Origin of the sequence: Streptosporangium sp. NPDC002524, from assembly GCF_040295985.1 — a bacterium.
Classification (GTDB): domain Bacteria; phylum Actinomycetota; class Actinomycetes; order Streptosporangiales; family Streptosporangiaceae; genus Streptosporangium.
In genome coordinates, this window is sequence record NZ_JBEOWK010000009.1 from 226,511 (window position 1) to 250,478 (window position 23,968).

The 23,968-nt window shown below is 72.2% G+C and carries 22 protein-coding genes; 7 read left to right on the top strand and 15 right to left on the bottom strand.

What is annotated here, in order from left to right; translation table 11 throughout:
• The first annotated feature begins 11 nt into the window (after positions 1 to 11).
• Positions 12 to 692, top strand: coding sequence for a TetR/AcrR family transcriptional regulator (locus tag ABT053_RS18140; RefSeq protein WP_350970201.1), 681 nt, complete (start codon positions 12 to 14; stop codon positions 690 to 692).
• 124 nt (positions 693 to 816) lie between these two features.
• Here the strand turns inward: ABT053_RS18140 and crcB are convergent, their stop codons facing one another.
• The 7 genes from crcB to ABT053_RS18175 form a co-directional block, all read right to left on the bottom strand.
• On the bottom strand, positions 817 to 1,203 hold the full coding sequence (crcB, locus tag ABT053_RS18145; protein ID WP_350970202.1) for a fluoride efflux transporter CrcB: 387 nt from the start codon (positions 1,201 to 1,203) through the stop codon (positions 817 to 819).
• Positions 1,200 to 1,541, bottom strand: a complete 342-nt coding sequence (locus ABT053_RS18150; protein ID WP_350970203.1) for a DUF190 domain-containing protein — start codon at positions 1,539 to 1,541, stop codon at positions 1,200 to 1,202. Before ABT053_RS18150 ends, crcB begins: the two co-directional genes overlap by 4 nt.
• Positions 1,538 to 2,302, bottom strand: coding sequence for a fluoride efflux transporter FluC (locus ABT053_RS18155; protein WP_350970204.1), 765 nt, complete (start codon positions 2,300 to 2,302; stop codon positions 1,538 to 1,540). The genes ABT053_RS18150 and ABT053_RS18155 overlap by 4 nt, the downstream gene beginning before the upstream one ends.
• Positions 2,303 to 2,710: 408 nt before the next feature.
• Positions 2,711 to 4,276, bottom strand: coding sequence for an acetyl-CoA acetyltransferase (locus ABT053_RS18160; RefSeq protein WP_350970205.1), 1,566 nt, complete (start codon positions 4,274 to 4,276; stop codon positions 2,711 to 2,713).
• Positions 4,277 to 4,528: 252 nt separating this feature from the next.
• On the bottom strand, positions 4,529 to 5,077 hold the full coding sequence (locus ABT053_RS18165; protein WP_350970206.1) for a GNAT family N-acetyltransferase: 549 nt from the start codon (positions 5,075 to 5,077) through the stop codon (positions 4,529 to 4,531).
• A gap of 41 nt (positions 5,078 to 5,118) precedes the next feature.
• The gene (locus tag ABT053_RS18170) at positions 5,119 to 6,306 is read right to left on the bottom strand and encodes a hypothetical protein (RefSeq protein ID WP_350970207.1); all 1,188 of its coding nucleotides are present in this window, start codon (positions 6,304 to 6,306) and stop codon (positions 5,119 to 5,121) included.
• Positions 6,296 to 7,405, bottom strand: a complete 1,110-nt coding sequence (locus ABT053_RS18175; RefSeq protein WP_350970208.1) for a helix-turn-helix domain-containing protein — start codon at positions 7,403 to 7,405, stop codon at positions 6,296 to 6,298. Before ABT053_RS18175 ends, ABT053_RS18170 begins: the two co-directional genes overlap by 11 nt.
• 408 nt (positions 7,406 to 7,813) lie before the next feature.
• Between ABT053_RS18175 and ABT053_RS18180 the strand changes: the two genes are divergently transcribed.
• Complete coding sequence (locus ABT053_RS18180) at positions 7,814 to 8,026, top strand: hypothetical protein (protein ID WP_350970209.1); 213 nt, start codon at positions 7,814 to 7,816, stop codon at positions 8,024 to 8,026.
• A 65-nt stretch (positions 8,027 to 8,091) separates the two neighbouring features.
• On the opposite strand, the gene ABT053_RS18185 is transcribed toward ABT053_RS18180, so the two are convergent.
• Both ABT053_RS18185 and ABT053_RS18190 read right to left on the bottom strand, forming a co-directional pair.
• Entirely contained in the window at positions 8,092 to 9,204 is a 1,113-nt protein-coding gene (locus ABT053_RS18185; RefSeq protein ID WP_350970210.1) for a winged helix DNA-binding domain-containing protein, read from the bottom strand.
• Positions 9,205 to 9,428: 224 nt separating this feature from the next.
• Positions 9,429 to 10,271: an SDR family oxidoreductase gene (locus ABT053_RS18190; protein WP_350970211.1), complete on the bottom strand. Its 843-nt coding sequence runs from the start codon at positions 10,269 to 10,271 to the stop codon at positions 9,429 to 9,431.
• A 62-nt stretch (positions 10,272 to 10,333) separates the two neighbouring features.
• Between ABT053_RS18190 and ABT053_RS18195 the strand changes: the two genes are divergently transcribed.
• On the top strand, positions 10,334 to 11,344 hold the full coding sequence (locus tag ABT053_RS18195) for a helix-turn-helix transcriptional regulator (protein ID WP_350970212.1): 1,011 nt from the start codon (positions 10,334 to 10,336) through the stop codon (positions 11,342 to 11,344).
• Positions 11,345 to 11,862: 518 nt separating this feature from the next.
• Complete coding sequence (locus ABT053_RS18200) at positions 11,863 to 14,016, top strand: pectate lyase-like domain-containing protein (protein ID WP_350970213.1); 2,154 nt, start codon at positions 11,863 to 11,865, stop codon at positions 14,014 to 14,016.
• 412 nt (positions 14,017 to 14,428) lie between these two features.
• Here the strand turns inward: ABT053_RS18200 and ABT053_RS18205 are convergent, their stop codons facing one another.
• Both ABT053_RS18205 and ABT053_RS18210 read right to left on the bottom strand, forming a co-directional pair.
• Positions 14,429 to 14,779 (bottom strand): PRC-barrel domain-containing protein, encoded by a 351-nt coding sequence (locus ABT053_RS18205; protein ID WP_350970214.1) that lies wholly within the window; start codon positions 14,777 to 14,779, stop codon positions 14,429 to 14,431.
• Positions 14,780 to 14,946: 167 nt separating this feature from the next.
• A complete protein-coding gene (locus ABT053_RS18210; protein ID WP_350970215.1) occupies positions 14,947 to 15,435 on the bottom strand; it encodes an NUDIX domain-containing protein in 489 nt (162 codons plus the stop codon).
• Positions 15,436 to 15,590: 155 nt separating this feature from the next.
• Here ABT053_RS18210 and cobF point away from each other — a divergent pair, with 155 nt between their 5' ends.
• The 3 genes from cobF (at position 15,591) to ABT053_RS18225 (ending at position 18,537) form a co-directional block, all read left to right on the top strand.
• Positions 15,591 to 16,376: a precorrin-6A synthase (deacetylating) gene (cobF, locus tag ABT053_RS18215; RefSeq protein ID WP_350970216.1), complete on the top strand. Its 786-nt coding sequence runs from the start codon at positions 15,591 to 15,593 to the stop codon at positions 16,374 to 16,376.
• Between the two features lie 244 nt (positions 16,377 to 16,620).
• Positions 16,621 to 17,589: a putative protein N(5)-glutamine methyltransferase gene (locus tag ABT053_RS18220; RefSeq protein WP_350970217.1), complete on the top strand. Its 969-nt coding sequence runs from the start codon at positions 16,621 to 16,623 to the stop codon at positions 17,587 to 17,589.
• A 108-nt stretch (positions 17,590 to 17,697) separates the two neighbouring features.
• Positions 17,698 to 18,537: a pentapeptide repeat-containing protein gene (locus ABT053_RS18225; RefSeq protein WP_350970218.1), complete on the top strand. Its 840-nt coding sequence runs from the start codon at positions 17,698 to 17,700 to the stop codon at positions 18,535 to 18,537.
• 26 nt (positions 18,538 to 18,563) lie between these two features.
• Here the strand turns inward: ABT053_RS18225 and ABT053_RS18230 are convergent, their stop codons facing one another.
• From ABT053_RS18230 to ABT053_RS18245, 4 genes are all read right to left on the bottom strand, one after another.
• Positions 18,564 to 20,627, bottom strand: coding sequence for an MMPL family transporter (locus tag ABT053_RS18230; protein WP_350970219.1), 2,064 nt, complete (start codon positions 20,625 to 20,627; stop codon positions 18,564 to 18,566).
• Positions 20,628 to 20,809: 182 nt separating this feature from the next.
• Positions 20,810 to 21,472 carry a response regulator gene (locus ABT053_RS18235; protein WP_350970319.1) on the bottom strand — a complete coding sequence of 221 codons (663 nt, stop codon included), beginning with the start codon at positions 21,470 to 21,472 and terminating at the stop codon, positions 20,810 to 20,812.
• Positions 21,469 to 22,650 carry a sensor histidine kinase gene (locus ABT053_RS18240; RefSeq protein ID WP_350970220.1) on the bottom strand — a complete coding sequence of 394 codons (1,182 nt, stop codon included), beginning with the start codon at positions 22,648 to 22,650 and terminating at the stop codon, positions 21,469 to 21,471. Before ABT053_RS18240 ends, ABT053_RS18235 begins: the two co-directional genes overlap by 4 nt.
• 117 nt (positions 22,651 to 22,767) lie before the next feature.
• Entirely contained in the window at positions 22,768 to 23,967 is a 1,200-nt protein-coding gene (locus ABT053_RS18245; protein WP_350970221.1) for an MFS transporter, read from the bottom strand.
• Between the last annotated feature and the right edge of the window lies 1 nt (position 23,968).

Here is a 23,968-nt window from a genome sequence, read left to right on the forward strand (position 1 = left end):
CTGTTCACGTCATGGAGATCACAGCGGGATTGCGCGAGCGCAAGAAGGCCGAGACGCGGCTGGCGGTCCACGAGGCCGCCCTGCGGCTCACCGTCGAGCACGGCCTGGAGCACGTCACCGTCGAGGCCATCGCCGACGCCGCCAACATCTCCCGGCGGACCTTCTCCAACTACTTCGCCAGCAAGGAGGACGCCCTCCTCTACGGCGACGAGCAGCGCATCCGCCTCCTGGTCGAGCGGATTCGCACCCGCCCCGCCGGGGAACCGGCCTGGCGGGCGCTGCACGCGTCCGCCCACGACGTCTACTGCCAGCTGGGCGGGCCGGACAGGCAGTGGGTGATCCGCGCCAGGCTCGCCAAGCGGCACCCCTCGCTCCTGGCCAGGCAGCTGGCCAACCACACCAACTTCGAACGCGAGCTCGCCCAGGTCATCACCGAACGCGACGGCGGCTCCGGCCCGCGCCCCCAGGTGATGGCCGCGGCCTTCCTGGTCGCGCTGCGCATCGCCACGCACCTGTGGACCGACGAGCACGAGACCCGCCCGCTGGACGAGATCATGGACGACGTCCTCGACGAGATGGCCCGGCCCTTCGACGAACGGCCTCTCGACGGCGAGCGGCCTCTCGATGACGATCGACCCTCTGACGGCGAACGGCCCTCCGACGGCGAACGGCCCGCGCGGCAGGACGCCTGACGCGACGGTCCCCCTGCCGGGACCGGCCGTCCACCGGACCCGCCTTCCGAGGCCGTACAGCTCCCGGACCCTCCCAGACCCGGCTTCCGAGACCGTACGTCTCCCGGACCTCGGTGGGACGAGGTCACGCGAAGATCGCCTGGGCGAGGGCGAGGCCGAGGAACACCGCCCCTAGCCCCGCGACGACCGAGGCGACGACGTTGGCCACCGCGAAGAGGATCGCGCCGGTCTCGGCCAGCCGCAGCGTCTCGTAGGAGAACGTCGAGTACGTGGTCAGCGCCCCGCAGAACCCGGTGCCGAGCAGCAGCCGCACGTCGGTGCCCACCGCGCCGGACAGCGCCGCCCCGGTCAGCAGACCCAGGATCAGCGATCCGATCACGTTGACGGTGAAGGTCCCCCAGGGGAAGACCGTGTCGTGGCGGGCCTGCACGGCCCGGTCGGTCAGATAGCGCAGCGGAGCCCCGACGGCGCCGCCGAGCAGCACCGGAAGCCAGTCCCGCGGCCCGCTCACGTCGCCCGCCCGCCCCGGTGGCGGACGACCTCGACCTCGTCCAGGACGGCGAGCCCCTCGCCGAGGATGTCGTCCAGCTGCGGCAGGAAGGCGCGGATCCGTTCCTCGGTGTCGACGATCGTGATCGCCACCGGCAGGTCGTCGGCCATCGAGAGCAGCCGGGTGGTGTGCACGATCGAGGTCGTGCCGAAACCTTCGAGGCCGTGGAAGACCGACGCCCCGGCCAGCCCTGCGGCGTGGGCACGGTGCACGATCTCGGTGTACAGGGGCCGGTGGTGCCAGGTGTCGGTGTCGTCGACGAAGATCGTCAACCGCAGCGCCCGTCCGGCTGGAATCATCGCGCTCCCCTCCTCGCCCTCGTCACTCTTGTCGCCTTCGCCGCCGCTCTCGCCGTTCTCTTCAGGAGCCGGCGGGTGGTCCACGTGCCGGCCGTCACCGCGGCCAGCGCCGCCAGGACCGTCGCCGCCAGATAGCAGAGCGCGAGCCCGGTCCGGCCGGCGGAGACCAGGCGCTCGATGTCCAGGCAGTAGGTGGAGAAGGTGGTGAAACCCCCCAGCACGCCGGTGGCCAGGAACGGCCGCGCCCAGGCCGGCGCGGTCCGCACCTCGGTGATCATGACCAGGAGAACACCGATGAGCAGGCAGCCGGTCACGTTGACCGCCAGCGTGGTCCACGGGAAGGAGCCGGTCGCGGTCGGCCACAGCAGGGCGGCGCCGTAGCGGGCCCCCGTGCCGATCGCGCCACCGGCGGCGACCACCGCCAGGACACCGTGACGGGAGCGACGCGACCCATGGCGCCCGCGCACACCGGGAGGACCGGTACCGGTACCGGAATCGGGAACGGCATCGGGATCGGGATCGGGATCGGGATCGGGATCGGGATCGGGATCGGGATCGGGATCGGTGCCAGGGTCGGTGCCGGAATTGGTGCCGGAATTGGTGCCGGAATTGGTGCCGGGATCGGTACCGGGGTTGACGTCGGGGTCGGTGCCGGGATCGGTGCCGGGGTTGACGTCGGGGTCGGTGCTGGAATTGGTGCCGGGGTTGACGTCAGGGTCGATGGGCTCGGTCGCCACCGTGAACCTCGCCTGGTCGGACACATGCCTCTCCCTACGCGTGGTGAAGGCCCGGCACGGCTGCGCGGGCACGACCTGTCACGGGTAGGGACCGTTGGCGGCAGCGGGTGCCGCGGTTGGGCGCGGCGGGCCCCACCGCCGCGGGACCCCGGCGTCGGCGGGATCCGTGCCTCCCAGCCTAGCGGGGCCGTCTCGCGATCACCCTCCGGCACCCGCGCCCTCGGGCGCGCCGGGCTTCCTCGACGAGGGGTATGACCGCTCCCCCGCACCGGCACACCTGGATCGGCGAACCCCCGTCGTGCGATGCCGCGCTTTTTACCTCCGGATGGCGCGTCCCTCCGGAAATAAAAAGCGCGGAGGCCGTGACGCCCCGGTCCCACCGGCTCGTCCCGTGCCCTGCCGGGCGCGCGACGAGGCCGATCGTGTCCGAGGTCAGCCGTCCGTCCCGGCTTCGGCGGTCACCCGGTTGCCGGTGTCGAGGGAGCGGACGTGGACGCGCCGGCCGACGGGCTCGCCGTCGCCGAGCAGGGCGACCGTCTCCTCGTCACCCTCGGCGGTCGTCGCCAGGAAGCGGCGGCCGTCGGCCTCCAGCCGCCCGACCACGATGCCGAAGCGGGTGCCGGCCCGCCGGTGCCTGACGGTGTAGGTCTCGATCGTGCCCCACCCGTCGGCCCGGACGGCCTGCGGGACGGCGGGCCAGGCGTCGATCTCGGCCTGCAGCGCGGCGCTGCGGTCCTGGCGCCACCCGGCGGGGGTGGTCGAGTAGACACCGGCCGAGTACTTGCTCAGCATCCCGCCGTTGGCCCCCACCATGCCGTACGAGCCGGGCCTGGCCCGGAGCCGCTGGACGATCTCGGCTATCGCGTGCGTCGAGTAGTTGTTGCCCGCCCCGCCGAAGAAGGGCAGGCCGCCGGTGACCGTCAGCCCGCGCGGGTCGTCGGCGGCGAGGCCGAGGCCGTCGCAGATGTTGGAGACGGCGATCGGGAAGCAGCTGTAGAGGTCGATGGCGTGCAGGTCCGCCACCCCGATGCCGGCCAGGTCCAGGGCGTGCCCGGCGGCCATGACGGAGGCCGGCCCCACGCCGAGGTCGGCCCGGTCCAGCAGGTCGCGCTCGCGCAGGTCGGCGTGGCCGTGCAGGAAGACCCACTTCTCCACGGGAACGCCGAGACGCCTCGCCTCGGCCACGGACATCAGCAGGACGGCCGCCCCCTGGTTGACCTTCTCGCGGGCGACGAGGTAGCGGGTGTAGGGCTCGGCGATGAACCGGTTGCCCTCGGCCGGGGTGACCAGCTCCGCGGGGCCGCGCTCGACGGGGGCGGCGGCGTGCGGGTTGGCGGCGGCGACCCTGGTGAAGGGGGCGAACAGCGCCCCCATCCCGGCCGCGTACTCCTGCCTCGTCTGCCCGAGGCGGGCCCGGCGCGCGTTGTCGAACAGGGCGTACTGGCTCGGCGCGCCCGCCAGCCCGTGCGCGGTCAGGAACCGGGAGACCAGGCCTTCGAGGCCGTAACCCCGGTCCTCCAGGTCGCCTTCGGCCGTCTCGGTGAAATCGGGCCTGTCCTCGGCCCCGGCCAGGTGCAGCACCGTCGAGATGGCCTCGGAGCCGACAACGAGGGCCACCCGCGAGGATCCCGCCGCGATCGTCGCGGCGAGCTCGTTGACCAGGTGCTGGGGAGCCTGCCCGCCCGCCACCTCCAGGATCGCCCGGCCGGGGTTCGCCCCCACCCGGCCCGCGACGGAGCGCGGGTAGTTGGTGGAGCGGCCCAGCGGCGCGGGGACGCCGGGCGCGGAGATGTCGAACTGGCGCACCCCCGCCACGGTGTCGACGGCGGCGGCGACCGCCGCGCCGTCCGCGCCGGTGTCGGCGACGGCCTCGCGGACCGCGGCCGCCGCGAGCTCGACGGGCGACAGCCGCCGGTAGCCGGGCTCGCCGATCCGCTCGGACGACTGGCCGACGCCCACGAGCACCGGTGTGCGGGGGTCCAGGCCCATGAGGGTCATCTTCACGCTCCAGCGGGTCCGGGGACGGGGTCCGTCACCACCCCAGGCGGATGATCGCCCCGGCCACCCGCGAAAGACGATATGGACAGGTGCGATTTACAGGCGAATATCGTCCTTAAACGGTATTGATCGTACTGCCGCGCTCCGAAACCGGGCCACCGTCCGGCGCTCGCGGGTGAAGGAGGTCCGGGCGGTCAGCGGGTGCCGGAGATCCGAATGGTCGGCGGCGGATTCGCCGAAGGCCCGCGACGCTCACCGCCAGGGACCTCCCCGTTCCGGGTCGAGCTGCCTGACCATGATCCGGCAGATCTCCGGACGGAGTTCGCGCTCACCGCCGGGGTGGTAGACGACCTCCGTCGTGGCCACCTGGCCGTGGGGCCACTCGGTGTAGCCCAGGCGGGCGTACAGCCGCTGGGCGTCGCGGTTGTCCAGGCCCACGCCGAGGGCGACCTGTTTGTGGCCCAGATCCCAGAGCCGGTGCTCGGCGGCCCTCAGGAGCTCGGTGCCGATCCCCTCGTTGCGCCGTCCGGCGACGACCTCCAGGTGGGTGAGCAACGCGACGTGCGGCAGGTGGGCGCGCAGCTCCGCCTCCTCGGCGGCGGCCAGCCAGACGTAGACGTCCCCCACCGCCACGTCACCCGCCCCACCATCTGTGACACCCTCCTGCCAGGCGACGAGGAGCAGACCGTGGCCGCTGTCCTGCAGGGCCAGCCGGTCGCTGAAGTACTCCTCCTGGCCGAGTGACCGGACCATGGCGGGAAGATCCCCGCCGGTGGCCTGGCGTATGTCGGCTGTCCCCACGAACAACACATTCCCGGCTAAATGTCCGGAAAATCAAGAGTTCATTTCCATCCGGCATATCCGTGCAGGGGCTTCTCGCCATTCCTGACCAACCATTTCATCGCGGCCACGGCGTCGGTCTCGAGCACGGGGAGCCGGTGCAGGTGCTCCGCCCACCGGTGGCGGTCCTCGGTCCACGCCCTGACGTAGTCGACGCAGAACCTGGCCTCGATCCGGCTGAGGCGGCCGAGGGCGGCGAGCAGCGAGGCCTCCATGGCCTTGCGGTCCGGCTTCGAGCCCGGGGGGAGGCGCCGGACCCGCCCCAGCACGTTCTCGATGAACTCCTTCCTCGCGAGCAGGAAGCGGCTCCAGTGCCGCACGTCGGCCGCGCCCCGCCAGCCCGCGCCCGTCTGCTCGTCGAGGAGCCAGTAGACGCCTTCGGCGAGCACGTCGCCGAGTTCCTGGTCCCGGGCGCGGGCGGGCCGGTCGAAGGGGTCGTACGGCCGCTGCCGCACCATTCCCGTCAGCGCGAGCCGGCGCAGCGACGTGTCGCCCAGCAGGTAGAACCAGTCCTCGTTGTAGATGTTCGGGAAGAAGGAGGGGAAACGCGTCGTCTCGACCGCGAGGGCACCGCCGCCCACGAACGAGTCCTGGTGCCCCTCGGTCTCCCTGTTCGCGTGACAGACCACCGAGTTGTCGGGGTAGCCGCCGATGTGCATGCCCACCACGTCGTAGGTGTCCAGCAGCGCGGCGGCCCGCGCGACCTCCTCGTGTCCCCCGACCTCGATGTCGTCGTCCAGGAAGACGACGCGTTTCCAGCCCATCAGGCGGGCGAGGAGGAGCCCCGTGTTCCGCTTCGCGCCGAGATCGGTCGGCCGCTCGAACAGCGTGCCCCTGAGCAGGGCCGTCGTCTTGAGGTCGGGCAGGTTCAGCCGGTCCACGTCGTCGATGTCGATCGCGACGAACTCCACGCCGGTCGGCATGATGGTGGACGCGAGCCGCGCGCTGCTCCACCTGCGACTGTGCAGGGAGACCAGCGGGCAGCGCAGCGCGCCCGCCAGGCGGGTCGCGTGCTCCAGCCAGCGGGGGTGCCGGATCGTGGGGACCACGATGGCGTCGACCGTGCCGGGCGTTCCGGGAGCTCGCGCCGACCCGGGCACGGCCTCGGGCGCGCTCTCGCGCATGTCGACCAGGTGCCGGTGGGAGCCGTGGTGGTGCTCCGTCGCGACCCGTCTCGTCTCAGTCTCCATCTGCGGGCTTCGTCCACTCGTGCAGCCTGACCGTGTCGAGGTTCCAGTCCGGGGTGACGACGACCTGGCCCTGGATCCTGACCCGGGTGAGGACGCTGTACGACTTCGCGTCGCCGAAACGCGTCCGCAGGAACATGGCGTTCCTGTCGCGGAACCGCTCGTCGGTCAGGGCCCGGACCGCTCCGTACACACCCCGGGCGTACATCCCGTTGCAGATGGTCAGCGTGCGCCGGACGTTGTCGGGATTGACCCCGCGATAGAAGAACGCGACATCTTCCAGGAGCTGCACCCCCTCGTCCGACTTCCGGGTGAGGGGGTGGTGCCTGCGCGTGTCGCCGCCCTCGTCGACCTCGAAGTAAGGCCCCTTCTCGCCCTCCCAGTCGGGCACCTGCCGGACCGGCAACTTGATTCTCGCGAGCATGGACGCGGTGACCTTGTTCCAGTCGACACCGCCCAGCAGCACCAGGTGGGTGGTGAGGTCGTCCGACTTCAGGTCCTCGGTCACCCGGATGGTCACCAGGCTCTGGGGGTTCGCGGCCCGGAGATGCCCGTGCAGCTCGAACAGCGAGTCCAGGTCCGAGTACTTGTAGAGCTCGATGTAGTCGGCGCTGGCGGGATTCGCGTACGGGATCCTGGCCCGGTCCTCCTCGGGGACCTGCGAGCAGATGATCGTGATCGGCCGGCCGTCCGCGAAGTGCCAGGGGCCCTCGCGGAAGGGGTCCGCCTGGGCGGCCTTCTCCCCGCTGAGCGTGACGGCGATCTGCGACCGCAGCGCCGCGTTGCGCAGGCGTGTCAGCTCCTCCAGGAGCCTGGTCCGCTGGTCGAGCTCCTCCGGGGTCAGGTCGGGCAGCGGCAGCAGGCGGGCCGTCCCCTCCTCGACCGACCGTCTCGTCGCGAAGAACGCCGCGTATCCCTCGATCCTGGACAGGGGCGGGATCCTGGGGGTGTGCACGGACTCCCACGACGAGATCAGCGGGGCACTGACCCCGAGGGCCTCGCGGAGTTGGGACTGGGTGATCCGCCTGTCAGGCCACCGGTTGTCACGGAGTTCGCGTAACCGGCGCGCCAGCGCGACCGACGCGGAGTTTTCGCCCCTCATCTCAGCCTCATTCATCTGAACTTCAGTCACCCCACTAAACACCAATCCGGGCGCGGGGTCGATGAAGAATCCGCAGCTGAGGCGTTACAAAGCAGTCCGACATGCGAAGACGCGTGCACGAGAAGACGTCATTGTAGTCAGTTTCCTGTGGCCTTCGGGGCAGCGTCGAGAAGTTCAGCGTGGGAATTATCCAAATAGCGAACTTCCGTTAATTAGCTGAAGTTAACTGAAGTCGATTAAGGAGGCGGCCATGCCAGGTGATTGAGCCGGCCCACGACGCGGCGGCGAGTGGCACCCCGGCAGGAAAGCACGCGCACACCTCTCGGCGAACCCGATCGCCGGTTCACCGGGGAGGTGTCCGCACGGCAAGGCATCCGACCGAGCATGTCCTTATCGCAGGGAACCCCCATGACACATCTCACCGCGGCAATACCGGCTCCCGTCGACAGCGGGAATCTGACACTTCTCATCCTCGCGACCACGATCACACTGGTGTTCGCGGCGATTCGCTGGATGTCCCGGCGGACGCACGTCCTTCTCGTGATCAGCGGCACGGGCGTCCTGCTCGTGATCCTCGCCATCCTGGTCACGGCCTACCTGGCCGCCCTGACGATGTTCTGAGGTGGCGAGGATCCACCCGGCCACCCCGTGCGGCCACACGGGCCCGGCCGGCCGGAGCGCGGATCTCACGTTCCCCGGCCCGGTCCGGGAGTGTCGCCGACGGGGTGGAACCGGATGTCGTGGCCCTCGGCGTCCGGGGCCGCGAAGCGCAGCAGGCGGGCGCCCTCCTCGGTCACGGCGGCCTCGTCCCGCCCCGGCAGGGGTTCGAAGAGCCGCACGACCAGCGTCGCCGTGCCCCTGTCCCGCCTGACGCTCCAGAGACCGTGGACGAAACCGTCGACGGTCACCGCCGCCTCGACGACGACGTGCCCGCGCCGGTCGTCGGACACCACGCGGGTCCGGTCGGCGTGGGCGAGCACCACGTTGTCGAGCGCGGCCAGGAAGCGGACGGGAGCCGGGACGCCGGGGTCCGGACGCGGCGCCTCGGGGAGGTCGAACAGCTCCTGCCCGTGCTCGTTCCCGAACACGCGCAACCGGGGCCTGAGCGATTCGACCACCTCCCCCAGCCGGGTCATGCCGCTCCACGCCTGGATGTCCCTGACCGTGGCCGGGCCGAAGGCGGCGAGGTATCGCACGACCAGTTCCCGCGCCGAGGGCTCGGCGGCGAGCGGCCGGCCGAGCCAGTGCTCGGCGAGCGCGAAGGGGGTCGCGCCTCGCCGTCCCCAGGTCCCGTCGGGGGGCGGGTGCACCACCGGCAACAGGCCCTGCGCCGACCTGGCCAGCGCGACGGGGTCGCGTCCCGGCCATCGCCCGGCCAGTGCCCTGCCGAGTTCGGGCCTGGTCAGCGTGCCCTCGCCGAGGATCTCCCGCGCGGCGGCGGCGAGCTCCCCGAGGTCCAGCCCGGCGGTGAACCTGCCGAACCCGCCCTTCTGCCAGCGGTTCAGCATCGGCTGCAGCAACGGCCTGAGCCACAGGTAGTCCTCGGCGGCGACCAGGTGCTGGGTTCCCCGGAACAGCGTCGCGCGCACCACCTCCCGCCGGTGCAGCAACCGGGTCAGATCGTCGATCCCGAAGGCGCCGATCCGGTTCCACAGCCCGACGTACGGCGGGTCGGGATCCTGGGCCTGCAGGCCGACGAGGCGCTCGATCACGGTGAGCGCGGGCAGGTCCGCCCGGCGCAGCAGCAGTTGCCGCTCCAGGGTCGCCCGGTTGAGGTCTCGCCGGGTGAGGGTTTCCACCGTGTCCTTTCCCTTCCCTGCTGCTTCAGTCGGTTGTACGGGGCTGGCGATACCGGTCCGTCCGTCCGTCTGGTGCCACCGGACGGACGGACCGGTATCGCCGTCAAGCGGACGGACCCGTGGCACCATCGGTCGGACCGGTATCACCGTCAGGCGGACGGCCCGGTGGCACCGCCGGGCGGGCGGCCCGTGCCGATGTCAGGCGGGCCGGGCCGGTGCCGCGGTCAGGCGCCGAAGGCGGCGGCGTTCTCCCGGACCCACTCCGCGAAGGTCCTGGCCGGTTTTCCGGTGACCTTCTCCACGGTGGGGAGCACGGTGTAGCCCGCCTCGGGCGGGTTGGTCCGCATGGTCAGGAAAAACTCGACGTCCTCGTCGGAGTAGCCGCTCCCGCGCCACTCCGCGACGATCTCGTCCCTGGTGAGTTCGACGTAGCGCACCTCGCGGCCCAGGACGGTGCCGATCACGCGTACCTTCTCCGGCGGGGTGAGCGCCTGCGGCCCGGTCAGCCAGTACTCCTGGCCGGCGTGACCGTCGGTGGTCAGCGCGGTCGCGGCGACCGCGGCGATGTCCGCCTCGTGGATCATGGCGCTCCTGGCACCGGCGAACCCCTCGCGGACGACGCCCTCGTCCCGCACGGACTCCGCCCACTCCAGGGCGTTGGACATGAACTCAACCGGCGCCAGGTGGGTCCACTCCAGGCCACCGGCCTCGACGGCCTCCTCCAGCGCGCTCTTCGTCACGTCCCCCTTGAGCACCGTCACCTTGCGTACGCCGGCCTTTCTCGCCAGGTCCACGATCTCCGCTCCGTTGGTCAGCGGCGCGAAGTCGTCCCCGCTGAAGCCGATCAGGTGCGCGGCGCCGACGCCGGAGAAGGCCGCGGGCAGGGTCGCGGGGTCGGCCAGGTTGCCCGCCACCACCTCGGCGCCCGCGGGGAGGTTCGCCCTCGCCGGGTTCCGGGTGAGGGCGCGGACCCGGTGCCCCTCGGCCAGCAGTTGCTCGACGAGGGGGCGGCCGACGTTGCCGGTGGCACCGGTTACGAGAACGGTCATCGGATTTTCTGTGGTCATGGCGCAGACGTTAGGAGCATTCGCGGTCAGCTCCTGTCCGCGATAGCTGGAAAAATCGTCTCATGTTGGAGACTTCGGCTCGGTTGCTCCGCCTGCTCGCCCTGCTGCAGGCCCATCGGGACTGGTCGGGCGCGGAGCTGGCCGGGCGGCTGGAGGTGAGCCCGCGGACCGTGCGCCGCGACGTCGACAAGCTGCGGCTCTTGGGGTATCCGATCAACGCGACCGGTGGCGTCGGCGGCGGCTACCAGCTGGCCGCGGGCGCCTCGCTGCCCCCGCTGCTGCTCGACGACGAGGAGGCGGTCGCGGTGGCGGTCGGGCTGCGGACGGCGACCGCGGGCGCGGTCACCGGCATCGCCGAGACCTCCGTGCGAGCGCTGGCCAAGCTGGACCAGGTGCTGCCCTCGCGGCTGCGCCACCAGGTCGGCACGCTGAGCTCGGCCGTGGTGACCGTGCCGGTGTCCGGTCCCACCGTCGATCCCTCGACGCTGACCGCGATCGCCTCGGCGGTGCGCGACCACCGGCGGCTGCGGTTCGACTACGTCTCCCACGACGGCTCGGAGAGCGTACGGGACGTGGAGCCCTACCGCCTGGTCAGCGTCGGGCGGCGCTGGTACCTCTTCGCCTGGGACACCGAGAGGTCGGACTGGCGCAGGTTCCGCGCCGACAGGGTGTCCCCGCGCGTCCCCACCGGGCCCCGGTTCGTCCCCCGGCCGCTTCCCTCCGACGACCTGGCCGGATACTTCGCCCTGGGCATGACCACGGACCGGCACCGCTACCGGGCGGTGCTCACCATGCACGGCTCGGCCGGGGCGGTCGCCGACGAGGTTCCCTCCACCCTCGGAGTGGTGGAACCCGTGGACGACGACACCTGCCTCCTGCGCATCGGCTCCGACAGCCTCGACCACCTCGCGGTCTGGGTGGCCGCGTTCGGCTTCGAGTTCGAGGTCCACGAGCCGCCCGAGCTGGTGGAACACCTGCGGACGCTGAGTGCCCGCCTGCATCGGGCCGCCTGGCGCGACTCCCCCGGGGCGGCGCCGTCGGGGACGTTCCAGGAGGAACCAGGCCCCTCCTGAGTGCCGCCGGACCGGCGGCCGGTCCCGGCGTTCCTGACATCCCGGTTCTGGCATTCCTAACATCCCGGTCCCGGCGTTCCGCACATCCCAGTCCCGGCGTTCCTCGTATCCCGGTCCCGGCGTTCCTCACACCCGGGAAGACTCGCGGTGCGAGCCCGCACCGCGGCGTCCGCGCGACTACTATTTGTAAACTTTCCTATTGACAAGCCTCCTGCCCGCGTGTTTGATCCGAGTTAATTTAAAGGGTGAAGTTACCGGAGGGGCTCCCGGGCCGCCGGAGTGGATCCCGGATCCGTCACCTCGCCGTACGAGCCGACGATGCCCGGCGCCAGGGCGCGCGCACCTCGGCACAGGAAGAGAACCCCACAGAGAAGAGCCACCGTGACCCCGCAGCACCCCCCACCGCCGCCTCCGGGCGCGGTCGCCGCGCCGGCCCCAGGCACCGCCGGTCCCGCCGAGGCCCCGGCCCGGCGGGCCCGCACCTCACCCGCGTCACGGCAGGACTCCAGGAGGACCGGATGAGGCACATCCTCATGGCGCTCGCCATGGTCGCGGCGTTCCTGGTCGTGCTGCCCGGCGCGGCGCAGGCCGCCCCGCCGGCCGGGCTCACCACCGTGATCAGCCGCAACAGCGGCAAGTGCGTGGACGCCCGCGCCGCCGCGACCGCCAACGGCACCGTCGTCCAGCAGTACGCGTGCAACGGCTCGACCGCCCAGCTCTGGCAGTTCCAGCCGACCAGCGGCGGGTACTACCGGGTCAACAACGGCAACAACGCCGCCCAGGCGTGGGACGTCACGAACGTCTCCACCGCCGACGGCGCCCCTATCCAGCTCTGGTCGTACTCTGGCGGCAACAACCAGCAGTGGCAGGCCGTGGAGGAACCCGGCGGCTTCTACCACTTCGTCAACCGGCACAGCGGCAAGTGTCTCGACGTGCCGGGCGCCTCGATCGGGGACAGCGTGCAGTTCCAGCAGTACACGTGCAACGGCACGACCGCCCAGTCCTTCAGCCTGGGCAGCCCGCCGCCGACCGGGAACAACCCCGACCTCGGCCCGAACGTGAGCGTCTTCGACCCGTCGACGCCCACCGCGACCATCCAGGCCAGGCTCAACTCGGTCTTCGGCCAGCAGCAGACCAACCAGTTCGGCGGCAACCGCTTCGCCCTGCTGTTCAAGCCGGGCTCGTACTCGGTGGACGCCAACATCGGCTTCTACACGCAGATCGCCGGTCTCGGCCTGTCCCCCGACAACGTCACCATCAACGGCGGCGTGCACGCCGAGGCCGACTGGTTCCAGGGCAACGCGACCCACAACTTCTGGCGCGGCGCCGAGAACCTGTCGGTCAACCCGCCGTCGGGCACCGACCGCTGGGCGGTCTCGCAGGCCGCCTCGTACCGGCGGATGCACCTGCGCGGCAACCTGCAGCTCGACGACGGCGGCTGGTCGAGCGGCGGCTTCATCGCCGACTCGAAGATCGACGGCCAGGTCAGGTCGGGCTCGCAGCAGCAGTGGCTGTCGCGCAACGCCGAGTGGGGAAGCTGGACCGGTTCCAACTGGAACATGGTGTTCGTGGGCGTCAACAACCCGCCCGCGGGCAACTTCCCGAACCCGCCGTACACCAGGGTGGCGACCACGCCGGTCGTGCGGGAGAAGCCGTTCCTGTACGTCGACCAGGCCGGCGCCTACCAGGTGTTCGTCCCCGCGCTGCGGACCAACTCCGTCGGCACCACGTGGACCGGCGGCAACCCGGCGGGCACCTCGATCCCGATCAGCCAGTTCTTCATAGTCAAGCCCGGCCACACCGCGGCGGACATCAACGCGGCGCTCGCGCAGGGGCTGAACCTGCTGTTCACCCCGGCCGTCTACCACCTCAACGACACGATCAGGGTGACCCGCGCCAACACCGTCGTGCTCGGCCTGGGCCTGGCCACGCTCATCCCCGACAACGGCGTGACCGCGATGACCGTCGCCGACGTGGACGGCGTCAAGGTGGCCGGGGTGCTGTTCGACGCGGGCACGACCAACTCGGCCATGCTGATGCAGGTCGGCCCCACGGGATCGTCGGCGAGCCACGCCGCCAACCCGACGTCGCTGCACGACGTGTACTTCCGGGTCGGCGGCGCGGCCGTCGGCAAGGCCACCCAGAGCCTGGTCGTCAACAGCGACAACGTGATCGGCGACCACCTGTGGATCTGGCGCGGCGACCACGGCAGCGGCATCGGCTGGAACAGCAACACCGCCGCCAACGGGCTCACCGTCAACGGTGACGACGTCACGATGTACGGCCTGTTCGTCGAGCACTACCAGCAGCACCAGACCGTCTGGAACGGCAACGGCGGCCGGACGTACTTCTACCAGAACGAGATGCCCTACGACCCGCCCAACCAGGCCGCCTGGATGAACGGGAGCACGCAGGGCTACACCGCGTACAAGGTGGCCAACACGGTCACCACGCACGAGGCGTGGGGCCTGGGCAGCTACTGCTACTTCAACGTCAATCCGGGGGTCGTGGCGGCCCGCGCGTTCGAGGCGCCGAACACGCCCGGCGTCCGTTTCCACAACATGGTGACGGTCTCGCTCGGCGGCGTCGGCACGATCCGCAACATCATCAACACGACGGGCGGCCCGTCCAACTCCAGCACCAACGTGGCCAACCTGGTCAACTACCCCTGACCGGACCTCCCGCCGCGTTCCGGGACCGCTCCGAGGCCACCGCCTCGGGGTCCCGGGGCGCGGCGTCCGGCCCACGCGCCCCCGCCGGTTACCCCGCGTCGTGAAATGTCACGAGGCGTCACGGACCGCCGCGAGGTGCGCGAGGCACAGGTCCGGCTCGGCGAACGGTTCGAGCCGGTGAGCGTCTTACGCGTGAAGCACGGAACGTGTGACACACGGAACGTGTGACACACGGAACGGAGGACGTCTCACACGTGACGCGCGGAGCGGGGAGACGAGGTGAACGTCCCGATCCATATCGCCCTGGCCGTCCCCTTCCTCTCTCCTCACCTTCGCGGAGAGGTGCGAAACGGGGTGGATACGACGAACGAGCCCCTCCCCGGGAGGGGAGGGGCTCGTTGACGGTCAACGATTACGGCGCGCCGGGGCCGTAGTAGCCGCCCAGCTTGTCGCGGTAGTCGGGCTCCTTGTAGGTCGCCTCGTCGAACTCCGGCGCATCCTTGATCTCCTGCTTGGTGCGCGAGACGTACACCTTGCGCTCCTGCGGGTCGATCTGGTGCACGGTGCCGGCCGGAAGCACGACCTTCTTGCCGAAAATCCAGAAACCGGTGTCGACGACGATGTAGCTGTCACCCACCGCGTTGCTCTCCTCGTCCACCGAACCGATCTTGCCGTCGGTGGCCTCCACGTCGAACCCCACGAGGTCCAGCGCCTGCTCGCCACTGTAGGCCTCGGGGCGGTAGCTCCACACGTTCTCCGTCATGGCGTTTCTCCTCGTCAGTGAAGGTAGGACACCCGCCTTCTACCCGTCGCGCCCGCGCTAAACGGGCCGTACGGGAACGAGGAGCCGAGCCGGGGAACCCCCTGCGGCCGTGTCGCGCCTCCCGCCGAGGTCGGGGACCGGATCGCGGCCACCGGCACTCACCGTAATCATTTTCCGGCGAAGTAATCCGCCACGATCCGGGTGTGCAGCGGGAACGCCAGCTCTCGCGGCCCGTCGATCAGCAGCCACTCCGTCGTCTCGGCCGTCGGCACGACCGGCGGGAGGTCCTCCTCGCCGGTCTGCGGCCCCAGGGCGAAGACCAGCACGGTCCCGTCGGGAGCGCTGAGCACGTCGAGGAGCCGCACGCCGTCCGCGTCGACGACGACGCCCGTCTCCTCGCGAAGCTCCCGTACGGCCGCCTGCTGCCAGGACTCGCCCATGTCGACGAAGCCGCCGGGCAGGGCGAGCCCGCCCCGGTGCGGTTCGATGCCGCGACGGACCACGAGCAGGCTGTCGTCCACCGGCAGCACCATCACGGCGACCGGCAGCGGATTGAGGTAGGAGGTGTTCTCACAACCGGAGCAGGTGCGCGGCCATGGCTGGTCCGGGGCGAAGGCCTCACCGCAGAAGGAGCAGTGCGAATTCCTGATCGTCACGGTCGCGAGACTAGACCAGGACGAGGCCCTACCTCACGCTTTCGCCCCTCCTGCCGGAAATCGGCCGAGGGAGGAGGGCGGCCGGATGAGGAGGGTCGGCGTCAAGGCCCGGCCCGGCGCGTCGGCCCCTTCGCGCGGGCGGCAGACTTTCCCGCGTGAAGCGAATCCTCATCATCGGTATCGGCGCGGGAAACCCCGACCACCTCACCCTTCAGGCGGTCAAGGCCATCGCCGCGACCGACGTGTTCTTCGTCCTCGACAAGGGAGAGGCCAAGCACGACCTCGTCCAGCTCCGGCAGGACCTCGTCGACGCGCACGCCCGCCCCTCGTACCGGCTGGTCGAGGCCCGCGACCCCGACCGCGACCGGACCACCCCCGCGTACGCGGGCGCGGTGGAGGACTGGCGGTCGCGCCGGGCCGACATCTACGAGCGGCTCGTCCGCGACAAGCTCGGCGACGACGAGACCGGCGCGTTCCTCGTCTGGGGCGACCCCTCCCTCTACGACAGCACGCTCGCCATCGTCGAGGAGGTCCTCGCCCGGGGCACGGTCCGGTTCGAGTACGACGTCGTGCCCGGCATCAGCAGCGTGTCCGCGCTGGCCGCCCGGCACCGCACCAGCCTGACCCAGGTCGCGCGGCCCCTGCACATCACCACGGGCCGCCGCCTGTCCGAGGAGGGTCCCGGCGGGTCCGACGACATCGTCGTGATGCTCGACGCCCGCCACGCCTTCGCCTCCCTGCCCGACACCACCGGCTTCGAGATCTACTGGGGCGCCTACCTCGGCACCCCCGACGAGATCCTGGTGGCCGGGCCGGTCGCGGAGGTCGCCGACCGGATCCGCGACGTCCGCACCGAGGCCCGGGAGCGCAAGGGCTGGATCATGGACACCTACCTGCTGAGGCGGATCCCTCGCGCGGAGCACCCCGAGTCCCCCTCCTGAGCCGGAGCTCCCCGCGCGCCGCGTCCTCCCCCCGGAGGACGCGCGCTCCGCCGGAGGGCGCGCTCGCCGTGAACGTGCTCGCGCCCGGGAGCGGCTCGGGTAGTGTTGCCCTCCAGCAATGGACGTGATCGAGGAGGTGAGACCCATTACCGCTGTGTCAGGTCGGGTGCTCCCATCTCACGGCCGCGCGGTCCTTCCGACGTAGGTGACCGGGGGAGCCCCATCGGCGTTCCGAAAGGCTCCAATGTCGGCTTCATCGTCGTTCCTCCCCCAGCCCGTCATCGTCACCAGGCTTCGGGCCGCCGGTTGTGTCTTCGCCGAGGACGAGGCGCGGTTGCTCATCTCCACGGCGCGGACACCGTCCGACCTCAGCGCCATGGTGGACCGGCGGGTCGCCGGTCTGCCCCTCGAACACGTTCTCGGCTGGGCGGACTTCTGCGGGCTGCGGATAGCGGTGGACACCGGGGTCTTCGTTCCCCGCCGCCGCACCGAGTTCCTCGTCCACCAGGCCGTCGCCCTCGCCCGCCGGGCCGCCGGGCCCACCGGCCGCTCCCGCCCGGCCACCGTCCCGGCCGATCCCGCGAGCCCCGCCGACCCCACCGACTCCGCCGTCCCCAGCGACTCCGCTGCCCCCGCCGACCCCGCCGGTCAGGTCCCCGACCGGCCATGGGTCGTCGTCGACCTGTGCTGCGGTTCCGGCGCGGTGGGCGCCGCGCTGGTCGCGGCCCTGGGCCGGGTCGAGTCGCACTCCGTCGACATCGACCCCGCCGCGGTGCGCTGCGCCCGGCGCAACATCCCCGCCGCCGACGGCCTGGTGTACGAGGGCGATCTCTACGAGCCGCTGCCCGCCGCGCTGCGGGGCCGCGTCGACATCCTGACCGCCAACGCGCCCTACGTGCCCACCGGGGCGATCGGGCTGCTGCCCCCGGAGGCCCGTGTGCACGAACCGCTGGTGGCGCTCGACGGCGGCGCGGACGGGCTGGAGATCCAGCGGCGGGTGACCGCGGCGGCGGCGCTGTGGCTGGCACCGGGCGGCCACCTGCTGATCGAGACGAGCGAGCGCCAGGCGCCCCAGACCGCGGAGGCCTTCGCCCGCAACGGGTTGATCCCACGGGTGGCCGGTTCCGACGAGCTGGACGCCACCGTCGTCATCGGGACCATGCCCACCCCTCACCCGCCCGCCCCTCACCCGCCCGCGCGGTCCCGCACGTGATCGGGAGACGGGCGGGTTCGGGTAGGGTGCACAGGTGAAATCGCTGTTCACGGCCGTTTTCCGGCGGCCGTGGACGGCACGTCCGCCCTGTTCAGGAGATCCCGCGCAGTGTCCGAGAGCCGCGAGCACCCGGCCCCCTCCCCGGGGGACGATCGCGCCGAGCTGCGAGCCGACTGCGAGAGCTGCTTCGCGCTGTGCTGTGTCGTGCCCGCCTTCTCGGCCTCGTCGGACTTCGCGATCGACAAGAAGGCCGGGCAGGCCTGCCCCAACCTGCGGGCCGACTTCCGCTGCGGCATCCACACCCGCCTCAGGGACAAGGGCTTCCGGGGCTGCACCGTCTACGACTGCTTCGGCGCCGGGCAGAAGGTCTCCCAGGTCACCTTCGGCGGGCAGGACTGGCGGCGGGCGCCGCAGACCGCCGAGCGGATGTTCGAGGTGTTCCCGATCATGCGGGATCTCCACGAGCTGCTCTGGTACCTCTCCGAGGCGCTCACGCTGCCCCCGGCCCGCCCCGTCCACGCCGAGCTCGCCCTCGCCCTGGAGAGGACCGAACGCCTCACCCGCGACACCCCCGACGCCCTCGTACGGCTGGACGTGGCGGCACACCGGCGGGAGGTCAACGCCCTGCTGCTGCGGGCGAGCGAGCTCGTGCGCGCCGGAGCCGGGCGCGGGAAGAAGGACCGCAGGGGCGCCGACCTCATCGGGGCCAAGCTGAGGGGCGCCGACCTCAGGGGCGCCAACCTGCGGGGGGCCTATCTCATCGGGGCCGACCTGCGGGGCGCCGACCTGAGGACGGCCGACCTCATCGGGGCCGACCTCAGGGGCGCCGACCTCTCGGGGGCCGACCTCACCGGGAGCATCTTCCTGATCCAGTCCCAGCTGGACGCGGCGAAGGGCGACGCCAGGACCACGCTGCCGCCGTCACTCACCCGCCCGGCGCACTGGTAGTCCCCGCTCACAGGCGGTTCCCGTCCTCACCCGACCGGCTCGGCAGCGGCGCGCCCGCGGCCGGTCCCGGGGAACCACCAGTTGCGGTCGCCGAGCAGTTCCATCGCCGACGGCACCAGGACCAGGCGGACGACGGTGGCGTCGATGAGGACGGCGGCGGCCAGGCCGACACCCAGGATCCGGAGCGGCCTGTCGTCGAACGTGCCGAACGCGGCGAACACGCAGAACATGATCGCGGCAGCCGCGGTGATCACACGTGCCGTCGCCGCCAGGCCCTCGGTGACCGCGCGGCTGTTGTCACGGGTGCGGGCGTACTCCTCCTGGATCCTGGAGAGCAGGAACACCTCGTAGTCCATGGTCAGCCCGAACGTGACCACGAACAGCATCATCGGCACCCACGCGTCGACCGGCCCGCCCGTGCCCAGGCCGAGCACGTCCCACTGGAAGATCGCGACGACCGCGCCGTAGGAGGCGCCGATCGACAGCAGGTTCACCGCGATGGCCTTCAACGGCACGACCAGGCTGCGAAAGACCGGCACCAGCAGCGCGAACGAGGCGAGCAGCGCCGCGCCGACCATCCAGGGCAGCCGGTCGAAGGAGTGCTCGGCGAAGTCGATGCCCGCCGCCGTACCGCCGGTGACCAGGACGGGGGCCGGCAACCCGGCGCGCAGCGCGTGGACCAGGGCGGTGGTGGCCTCCTCCTGCGGTCCCGTCTTCGGCACGACCAGGGCGGTCCGCTCGTCCAGCGCGGTCACCCCGGCCACGCCCGGCGTGCTCGCGGCCTGGGCGACCGCCCGGCCCAGGGGTTCGGCGGAGACCAGGACGAGCGGGCCCGCCGCGCCGGGGCCGAACCCGTCGGCGAGCAGTTCGTGGGCGCGGCGGGTGGTGTCGGAGACCGGCCGGTTGCCCGCGTCCGACCAGCCGAAGCGCAGGCTCGCCACGGGCAGCGCGAGCCCGAGGAGCAGCCCGAGCGCGAGGGCGCCGGCCACCAGGGGACGGCGCTGCACGGCCCGGCTCCACCGGCGGGCCGGCGAGCCGGTCGTCCCGCTGCGGCGCGGCAGCGAGAAGCGGTCGACGCGGGTGCCGAGAAGGCCCAGCAGCGCGGGCAACAGGGTGAGGGCGGTGAGCATCACCATGAGCACGCCGCACCCGGCGGCCAGCGCGATGCCACCGCCCAGCGAGGGACCGAGAACCAGCATGCCCGCGCCGGTGATGATCACCGTGACTCCGGCGAACAGCACCGACCTGCCCGCGGTGGTCATCGCCCGCACCACGGCGTCCTCGACGGTACGGCCCTCCCCGAGCGAGGTGCGGAAGCGGGTGACGACGAGCAGCGCGTAGTCGATGCCCACGCCGAGGCCGAGCATGATGGTCACGTACACGGCGAACCCCGGCGTGGGGACGACGTTGCCCAGCAACGAGAGCAGGGAGACGGCGCAGACCACCCCGGTCACGCCCGTCAGCAGCGGCAGCGCCGTCGCGATCAGCGACCTGAACGCGACGAGCAGGATCACCGCGGCGGCCAGCAGCCCGATGCCCTCGGTGAGACCCCCGGGGGTGAAGTCGGCGAAGTCGTCACCGGACAGTTCGGCCGTGAGGACGGGAGTGGTGGGGGGACGGAAGGCGTCGCGCACCTCCTTGAGCTTCGTGACGCTCTCCTGGCCGGTGTAGCCGATCGGGACGGTGGCGACGGTGCCGTCCGTGGACACCTGCTCGTAGGGGGCCTCTTTGTGAGGGGCCTCCGGCGGCGGCTGGGACCGCGAGCCCGAGGCCGGGGCCGGGGCGGCGACCGTCACGCCGGGGACGGTGTTCATGCGGGCGATCAGGGCGGTGACCGCCCGCCGTACCTCGGGGGCGCGCACGCCCGCCGGCGCGGACACCACGAGCCTGCCCCGGGGTTCGGCGGGGCGGTCGCCCAGCAGGTCGGCGGCCCGCTGGCTCTCCGAGCCGGGCAGCGTGAAGTCGTCGGCCGTGGCGCCGGGCGCGCGGCCGGCGCCCACGACGAGGGCGACGGCCAGGGCCAGCCAGGCGAGCAGCACCAGCCATCCGTGGCGGGCGCAGAGGCGGGCCAGGGAGTTGAGGGATGTCATGATCCCGACGCTAGGAACGGGCACCGCCCGCGGTCGTCCACCCGGCGCGGGCGGCGCCCTACCGCACCGGCGGTAGGACACGGGAACGCGGGGATTTCCCCGGCCCGCCGGCAGCTTGACCCGCCAACGCCTCCACCGACGCCACTCGACCTATGAGCGCCTCGATTCACCGGCGCCCCGGTTCACCGCTGTCCCGGCAGGCCGGGGCGGACCAGGCCGCTTTCGTAGCCCAGGACGACGAGCTGCGCCCTGTCGTGCACGGCCAGCTTCGCCATCATGCGGTTGACGTGCGTCTTCACCGTGGCGGGACTCATGTGCAGACGCTCGGCGATCTGGAGGTTGCTCAGCCCCTCGGCGACCCCGGCCAGCACCTCGCGCTCGCGATCGGTCAGCCGCGCCAGCCTGGCCCGGCCGGGCGCGGGATCGGGCCTGGCGGAGAACTCCTCGATGAGCCGCCGGGTGACGCCCGGCGACAGCAGCGCGTCTCCCCTGGCGGCGACGCGTACGGCGTGGCGCAGCTCGGCCGGTTCGGCGTCCTTGACCAGGAAACCGCTGGCCCCCGAGCGGAGCGCCTCGTAGACGTACTCGTCGAGGTCGAAGGTGGTGACCACGACCACCTTGGCGCCGCCCGCCGCCACGATCCTGCGGGTGGCCTCCAGGCCGTCGATCTCCGGCATGCGGATGTCCATCAGCACGACGTCGGGGCGGAGCTCGGCGGCCAGCCGCACGGCTTCGCGGCCGTTGGCGGCCTCACCGAGAACGGTGAGATCCTCCTCCGCGTCGAGCAGGGCTCGCAGGCCGGCGCGGACCAGTGGCTGGTCGTCGGCGAGCAGGACGGTGATCACGCCGGAAGCCACGCGGCGACCTGGAAACCGCCCTCCGGCCGGTCTCCGACGACGAGCCGCCCGCCGACCGCGGCCACCCGCTCCGCCATCCCCGCCAGCCCGTGCCCCCCGCGGATCCCGTCGTCACCGACCCGCTCGTGTCCGGCGCGGATCCCCTCACCGCCGACCGGCACGCGCGGACCGCCCGGCTGGGGCACGCCGCTCCCCTGGCCGTCGTCGTCCACCTGGACGGTCACGCCGCCGGTCTCGAAGCCCAGCCGGACCCGTGCCGTGCTCGCCCTCGCGTGACGCATGGTGTTGGTGAGCGCCTCCTGCACGATCCGGTACGCGGTCAGGTCCACCACGGGGGCCAGCGCCCGCCGCTCCCCCGCGATCTCGAACTCTACCGGCAGGCCCGCGGCGGCGACCAGCTCCTCCAGCTGCCCGGCGCCCGGCATCGGCCGCCTTCCCTCGGGCCCGTCCTCGCGCAGGACTCCGAGGACGCCCTTCATCTCCGCCAGGGCCTCACGGCTGGCCGTACGGATCACCGACAGCGCCTCCCTGGCCGCCTCGGGGCCGCCGGAGCGGTCGATCGCCTCCGCGGCGACGGCGGCGTGCAGCGCGATCAGCGACACGGTGTGGGAGGTGACGTCGTGCAGTTCCCTGGCGACCTTGAGCCGCTCCTCCCGCCCCCGCCCGCGCGCCATCTCCTCGCGGGTCCGCTCGGCCTCGACCATCCGCCGCTCCGCCTCGGCGGCGTGCGCGCGGCGGGCCCTGGACACCTCGGCGAGCTGCCCGACCACCACCGCGATGAGCGCCCACAGCAGCAGGCCGGTGAGGTTGTCGAGGGTCCTGTCGGCGAGCACGGCGCCCGAGGGGACCGCCACGAGGAAACCCGTACCCGCCCAGCCCAGCGCCCGGCGTCCCGAGGAGATCGTCGCGAACACGGCGATCAGCGCGGGGACCGGCCACAGCGCGTAGGCGTAGCCGAGGGTGAACACGGCCGCCGCCGAGGCCGCGCAGACGGCCAGGCCGAACCCGGGCCACTCGCCCAGCCTGATCAGGCCGAGCACCGTCAGGGCCAGCAGCGCGCAGCCGAGGACGTCGAGCGGCCGGGCACCGGGCTGGTTGCCGTAGGCCATGACCGAGGAGAACCCGACGACCACGGCCATGGCGGCCACCAGCGCGAACCTGTTCACCCCCGCACACTAATCCCGCCCGGCGGGCCGGGACATCCCCCCGTGGCGGTAGCCGCCTACCGCCGGAGGTGCACGCCCGGACGGCCGGGCCTCTCGCGGCCACCGTACCGGGCGGCCTCACGACCCGCCGCCCGGCCGCGAAGCCTCGCGCGCCCGCACGGGGCGGGTCAGGGCGGGACACAGGCACGCGGTCGCCACCAGCGACGCCACCCCCGCCAGCGCCATCGCCGCGGAGACCGGCACGAACTCGGCCAGCGTCCCCGTCCCCGAGGCCGCCAGCGCCTGCCCGGCCATCGTGCCGCTGCCCGCCAGCCCGAGCGCCTGCCCCCTGACGCGTTCGGGCACCGCCGCCACGTAGCGCTCCTGCGTGCCCAGGTGCCCGGCGAACCCGAAGGAGGCCACCGCCACCAGTGCCGTCGCGACCCACGTGCCCGGTGACAGCGCGAAGAAGAGATACGGCACCGCCATCAGCGTGAACAGCGGCACCGCCAGCCGGACCCGCCGCTCGGGCGTGGTCCACCGGCCGACCACGAGATCACCCGCGAGCATGCCCCCGGCCGCCGCGATGAACAGCGCCCCCGCCGCCGAGCCGCCCGCGTACGGCACGTAGAGCGCCTCCGCCCCGACGACCAGCCCGTTCGGCACCCACTGCACGAGCAGCAGCCCGCGGATCCGCCGGTCGCCCAGCAGTTCCCCGTTCACCGCCCGGATCTGCCGCCAGGTCGGCCGCCCCGACACCCTCGGCGGCCTGGCCCTCAGTCCCAGCCGCTGCATGAGTGCCACCAGCGCGCCGAGCGCCGCGCCCGACCACAGCGCCGCGTGCGGCCCGGCCCAGGCCAGCAGCGTCCCGCCGAGGGCGAATCCGGCGATCTGGGTGGCGCCGACCGCGATGTTCAGCGCCGAGCGGCCCAGCACGTAGCCGTTGCCCGGCAGCAGGTCGGCCAGCAGCGCCTGGCGCGCGCCGCCCGCGACGGCGTCGAACAGCCCGCACGTCATGACCAGCGCGAACATCCCCCACACCGGCAACACCCCGAGAGCGAGCACCGCGACCGCGACCGCCCTGGCCAGGGCCCACGAGACCAGCAGTGCCCGGGGCGGCAGCCTGTCGGCGAGCCCGCCGAGCGCCAGCGCGCCGACGGCCTGCGGCAGGAACCCCGCGAGGTAGGCCAGCGCGGCCAGGAACGGCGAGCCGGTGTGGGCGTACACCAGCGTGGACAGCGCCAGGCTCTCCATGGTCTTGCCCACCACGGTCACGGCCTGCGCGGCGAACAGCGTCCTGAACTCGCCGACGGCGAAGATCTCCCGATAGGTGTTCACG